4 protein-coding genes are annotated in these 6661 nt (G+C 41.0%); all 4 read right to left on the reverse strand.

The window, feature by feature from the left end; all coding sequences use genetic code 11:
* The coding region (locus Q0K96_RS14705; protein ID WP_297334738.1) for a hypothetical protein at positions 1 to 707 on the reverse strand (707 nt) is incomplete at its 3' end.
* 146 nt (positions 708 to 853) lie between these two features.
* A complete protein-coding gene (gene lepA / locus Q0K96_RS14710; RefSeq protein ID WP_223053632.1) occupies positions 854 to 2650 on the reverse strand; it encodes a translation elongation factor 4 in 1797 nt (598 codons plus the stop codon).
* Between the two features lie 346 nt (positions 2651 to 2996).
* Entirely contained in the window at positions 2997 to 6182 is a 3186-nt protein-coding gene (locus Q0K96_RS14715; RefSeq protein ID WP_297334739.1) for a T9SS type A sorting domain-containing protein, read from the reverse strand.
* Between the two features lie 11 nt (positions 6183 to 6193).
* Positions 6194 to 6358, reverse strand: a complete 165-nt coding sequence (locus Q0K96_RS14720) for a hypothetical protein (protein WP_297334740.1) — start codon at positions 6356 to 6358, stop codon at positions 6194 to 6196.
* Positions 6359 to 6661: the final 303 nt, after the last annotated feature.

Below are 6661 nucleotides of genomic sequence, written 5' to 3' on the forward strand. Positions count from 1 at the left end.
ATACTATAGTTACTATCAAAACCCGAAACTTCAATTTTAATTCTTAATCCTGTTTCGTTTGAAAAAGCATAATTAAAAGCACTTCTTGCTTTCGGACTTAACTTATTTTTGGAAAAGCTTACTTTTTTAATTACACTATTATTGATAAAATTTTGTTTAACGTTTTCTGGTACATGTCGGGATTCTAAGAATGTAGTATTATACTTTAAATAGAAATCTTTCAAAAAACTAATTACCAAACTATTGATCCCTACATTAGAATAGTTTTGGATCATTAAAACTCCGATTTCACTATTTGGCGGAGTCCATATTTTAAAGTAATGCGGTAAAGCCACCAACTCATCGTTCTTTAGAGCGCCAGTAGCTGTTTTATTATTTTTTATCTTGTAAATTTTATGATTTCTACCTCTATCACCTCCATTAATGAAACCATCTATGATATTGTTATCAGAATAGCTTTTTAAAATTCCAGTAGAAAACCCTTTTGTTCCATCTTTACTTAATTTAAACTCATCTTTAAACTCCTCAACGATTTCCTTCATAAACCTTTTATAGAGCGTTTTAGATTTCACTTTATGAGGATCTTTATCTGTTGATCTTATAAATTGCTTCCTGTAAAATTCTCCGAGGTTGAAATATTTACTTTTTTTAAATTTTTCTTTTAGAACAAAGGTGTAGACCGATATCTCAATTGTAGGTGTTGCCATCTATTAGTAATTATTGATTAGTTAATCAAATATATAAAAAATTAACATATTTGCTAATACAATATAAAAAACCCGGCACATCTGCACCGGGTTCTATTATCTAAAATCCTATCTAAATACCCCTCCCCTTCGGGGGTTTAGGGGGCTTAGTCGTTCAGCTTAAGTACCGCCATAAACGCCTGTTGCGGTATCTCTACGTTACCCACCTGGCGCATACGCTTTTTACCGGCTTTCTGCTTTTCGAGTAGTTTACGCTTACGCGAAATATCACCACCATAACACTTGGCGGTAACATCTTTACGCAGTGCCTTAATGGTTTCACGCGCTATAATTTTGGCGCCAATGGCAGCTTGTATCGGAATGTCGAACTGCTGGCGCGGTATAAGCTCTTTCAGCTTTTCGCACATTTTTTTACCTATGTTGTAGGCATTGTCCTCGTGTATCAGTGCGCTAAGGGCATCTACGTTTTGCGCATTAAGCAGCACATCAAGCCTTACCAGCTTACTGGTGCGCATGCCTATCGGGTGGTAGTCGAACGACGCGTACCCTTTAGATACCGTTTTAAGCCTGTCATAAAAGTCGAATACAATCTCGGCAAGCGGCATATCAAACGTAAGCTCTACGCGCTCGGGTGTCAGGTACGTCTGGTTGGTTATCTGTCCGCGCTTGTCGATACAAAGGCTCATAACCTGCCCCACAAAGTCGGCCTTGGTAATTATGGTTGCCTTAATATACGGCTCCTCTACCCTGTCAAGCTTGCTTGGCTCGGGCAAGTCGCTCGGGTTGTTTACAATAAATGCTTTTTCAGGCTCTTTTTTGGTATAAGCGAAGTAAGACACGTTGGGTACGGTTGTAATAACCGTCATGTTAAACTCACGCTCTAAACGCTCCTGCACGATTTCCATGTGCAGCATGCCCAGAAACCCGCATCGGAAACCAAAGCCCAACGCCGCCGAACTCTCGGGAGAGAATACAAGCGAGGCATCGTTTAGCTGTAGCTTTTCCATACTGTTGCGCAGCTCTTCATAATCTTCGGTATCAACCGGGTAAATACCCGCAAATACCATCGGCTTCACGTTCTCGAAACCGGCAATCATATTCTGCGTTGGTGTTTTGGCATCGGTAATGGTATCACCTACTTTTACCTCGCGCGCTTCTTTAATGCCCGAAATAAGGTAACCCACATCTCCGGCCTTTATCTGTTGCTTGGGCACCTGGTTGAGTTTCAGGGTACCAATTTCGTCGGCAAAATATTCTTTGCCCGTAGCCATAAACTTAATTTTCTGGTTTTTGCTTATAGAGCCATTTATCACACGGAAAATAACCTCTATCCCACGGAACGGGTTATAAACAGAGTCAAAAATAAGTGCCTGTAGCGGCTCCTCTTCATCACCTTTTGGCGCAGGAACGCGTTCTACAATGGCTTCAAGAATTTTATCTACACCAAAGCCGGTTTTACCGCTGGCAGGTATAATATCTTCGTGCTTGCAACCCAGTAACTCTACTATATCATCGCTTACCTCTTCCGGGTTTGCGCTTGGCAGGTCTACTTTATTAAGCACCGGTATAATTTCAAGGTCGTTCTCCAGCGCCAGGTACAGGTTGCTTATGGTTTGCGCCTGTATGCTCTGTGCGGCATCCACAATAAGCAAAGCGCCTTCGCAGGCTGCAATGGAACGCGATACTTCATAAGAGAAGTCAACGTGCCCGGGAGTATCTATAAGGTTAAGTATATATTTTTCGCCTTTATACATATACTCCATTTGTATGGCGTGGCTTTTTATGGTGATGCCCCTTTCACGCTCCAAATCCATATTATCCAGCAACTGGGCCTGCTGTTCGCGTGCCGTTACGGTTTGTGTGGCATCAAGCAGGCGGTCGGCCAGGGTACTCTTTCCGTGGTCGATATGGGCAATAATGCAAAAATTTCTAATGTTCTTCATCTTCGTCTGTTATCATGTTGCAGGCACACCCGCAAGGCTATTATAATGGTAGCCCGATTAATCGGCAAATATAGTTAAAGTTAGCGAGTTACAAAGCGGCGTTACATGTGTATTGAAAGAATAAAAAAAGTGCATCAGAAAGGGGGCTCTGATGCACTTGATTAAAATAGCAATAAATTCGGGGTTTACTTATTTCAGTAGTACTAAAGTACAAAAAATAACATACTAATAACTCCAGTTTGTCTTTTTGTTACAAATATTGTTAATTACAACGTTTTCGTGTTGATAAATAACAAAGCAGCACCCTTTACAGGGTGCTGCTTTACAATAAATTTATTTCCTGAACTTACTCTTTAATGAATTTTGAAGAGTACGTTACGCCGGTTTTGGTTTTTAGCTTAAGGATGTAAATACCAGCCTGAAGGTTATTAACCTTCAATACAAGCTGATTATTACCTGTAAAGCTTTCAGCAGCCTTAAACACTTCCTGGCCAAGTGTGTTGTATATAACCACCTGTGCCGACTCATGCCCGGCAGGAGCGTTAATGTAAAGCTCGCTACCGCTTAAAGGGTTAGGGAATAGTGAGAAGCCTTTGGCATTTTCAACAACTTCGTTACTCAGTGGCGTAGCCCTGAACACTATAGAGAACCTGCCTAAATCTTTACTTGCAGGGATATCGTTATCTATAGTAAAGCTAACGTTATTAACGTCATTCTCTGTAAGAAGGGTTTCTATGTTAAGGTAGTTATCTTTAAGGAAAACATCAAGCTCTTCAAAAGTACCAAGGTCAAGCTGCATTACATATGCAGTTCTGCGGTATTGCCATACAGCAAGCGGAAGCTCTTCATCTGCTAAAGGCAGGTTACGGTCTTCCATAGCCACATAGTTTTCACCGTCTAAACGTGCAATGTTCTCATCAATGTTGGTAAACTTAAGCGCATCATTTACATCTACATCATTGTTTTGGCCTTCGCGGAAATCTATCCTTAAACCATCAGAAGAAGTATCGCCTGCATCAAAAGCATCCTGATAATACAGGTTAAGGTCTATGAACGGATTACCGAAGGTCCTGAACACAGCTGTTTGCGCTGCAGTAGGCCTTTTGTCATTCTCATTAAAGGTAAGCTGTGGTGTACCTCCTAAAGTTGATGTTTGTACAAAGAATGCCTGGTATGGCTGTAAGTAGCGCGTAGCTGCCGATGATGCATTACTCTTAGCGCCTGTAGATGCATTAATGGTAACATAACCTCCGCGTCCGCCCGCCTGGCCTACCGTAGGTGTACCACCCAGGGTAGGATCCCAAACATAGTAAAAATTGGTAAGGTTGTAAGAGTTGCTCATTACGCGGTTCATATCTACTACTGTATGGAAAGGGTTACCAACAAAGCTATAGCCTCCGCTTGTGGTTGATAAGCCGCTAACAGCAACAGGGCCTTTTACAACAGCACCTGTTGAACGTAGTTTAGTATTGCTTGGCGTAGCTGCGTTAGATGTAATATCTGTGCTTCTTGAGCCCCTTATTAATAGCCTGTATGGAGTACCCGCAGTTAGCGTACCCAATGTGTTTGTAACTGCACCCCACGACTGTGTACTGTTATTAAAAGCAAACATAGAAGACGCTCCTGATGGCTGCCAGTCGAAACCGTTTACACCATCTGTAGCAGAAGGATCTGAGCCTGAAGAGCCTGCTCCTGTAATATGCGTACCATAACCCGGGTTAGGGTTATCATTCCAAGCTGATGCATCTTCCTGCCAGTTTTCACGTATTGATGTTGTAGTGGTTACCGAAGATGATACAAGCCTGAAAGCGCGGCGTGCCGGGAAACACTGCTCTGTAGTTACGGTTCCTGAAATGGTTCCGTCAAGAACACCTATTTGTCCTGTACGCTGCGGGCTGAATGAGCACACCAGCGTTAGCATATTGCTTGTATTGAAATTACCTGAACGAACCCTTGCAACGCCTGTAAGGTTCATTGGGTTTAATGTAGTAACACCGGCAGCATTTTCTACCGTAAAGTTAGCTATGTTATTGTTTTGTATAAACCCATCAGGAATGGTTTGTGCCGATGTACCCGACATATAAAGTTCTGAACCTGTATCTGCTGCATCAATATAAGCAGTAGCATCTTTAGTTATGTTACCCTTTATGGTAAATAATTTACCATTAAGATCTATAGTAGCTCCTGCACCCATTATAAGGTCTTTCGCACCTGCGTTAGCAGTTAGTACCGGATAATTTGGCCTTCCTGCAGGAATGGTAACATTATTGTTCGCATTTGGCACACTTGCCGTCTGCCAGTTACCTGTAGTATTCCAGTCTGTACTCACGTTACCTGTCCATACATTAGGAGAACACTCGGGGCCCGCAATAGTAGTAGAAATTGCATCTTTAAGGCTAGTATTTTCAAAACGGATAACGTGGTCTCCGCCCACCTCAAAATAAAGATTACTAAAAGTAGCTATACCTTGCGAATTTGTTGTAACACTGGTTGTACCCAACAACTGGCCCGGACCAGTTTCCATATAAGCAGTAATGGTAAAGCCGGCCTGTTGTACAACAGCTCCAAAAGAGTCGGCAAGCCTTACTGTAAAACTGGTAGGCATAAAACCATCGCAGTCAGATGTAGTAGGCTGGGCTGTAATAACTAATTGCTGAGCAACACCTATAGACGGTTCATTGTAAGCAATAAAAGCGGGGTCTGATGTACCACCCGGCTGATATACAAGCCTGCGGGCATTTGCATAGTTAGCAGCAGTTATCCCGAATTGAGAAAGGTCGGCTGTAAAGAATTTAAGCGTCCTGTTGGTATTGATAAATCCGGTATCAGCAGTACTATTATTGTTATAAAAGTCAACATTCCAGTTACCTACAGTAGGAAACAAAGTATTATTATTTAGATTTATACTTATAGCATTACCTACCATATTTCCGCTTGCATCCTGAAAAAATAGCTGGTCTACTCCTGTACTTGTAGGCTGTGCTATCTGGCTAACCAATACATCCGGCACACCATCATTAATGTTCGCAAGAGTGATGCCATTAGCACTAAGGTTAAATGTTAATGTGCTTCCTGAGGGTATATTGGTAAGGCCGGTACCCAGGTCAAGGCCGTTTTCACCCATGGTAAGATATGCCGCCTTCATGGCGCCCGTTGTTACTTGTGGGTTAAGAAAAGTTGCACTTGTTGTGTTGGCAAGGCCATCGGCTAAAGCACCAACACCAATATAATAAGGGTTACTTCCACCCTGCGAAGATGTAAGCGGTACCGTAGTGATAGGCAATGCCCTGAATTTGGTATTTTGATAAGTAATACCATTAGCTGTCAATTTTGCATCGTCAACACCTGTTGAATAAACAGCACCATTCCAACGGAAAGCAAGCAGGTTGTGCGAAAGGTTTGGCTGCACACTGTTAATGCTGGTTGAGCTCGATGTCCAGAAATTATTAAAATCGGTATAAATCTGGGTTACCTGTGCATTTGCAACTCCTATGACAAGGCACAATAATAAAACAACGTAATTTTTTCTCATATTTTGGGAGGCTAAGATTTAGAGATTTTTATTTTTTGGGTTAAATAGTAACCTGCACATGATGCAATGAGTAACGAAGCTGCATAAGAAGTTATATTGGCTTCAGGCTCATCGTCAACATCATCTTCAAAACCAGGTTGTGCATAAACTGCGGGGGCAGTAATTAAAAATAGCATTATACATGCAGGAATTAATTTAATACGGCTAAAATAGTTCATCTACAATTTTTTAAAATTTAATTAGAATAGCCACAAAAGTAAGAAAATGAAATTGTTAACAATAATTTAAGTTTAAATTTGTAGTAATTTATTGATAAATATGTTTTTTTAGAAAATAATTAAAAAATAATTAAAAAAGCGCCACATAAGTGGCGCTTTACAAGGTTACAATTGCAAATAAATTATTAATTCCTGATTTGCTTTTGCGAAAAAGATTTTCTTATTAAATAATATCCGGCAAACGCAGCAAGTCTGTCTCTT

It is taken from the genome of Flavobacterium sp. (assembly GCF_024305175.1).
In the GTDB taxonomy this organism is placed as follows: Bacteria; Bacteroidota; Bacteroidia; order Flavobacteriales; family Flavobacteriaceae; genus Flavobacterium.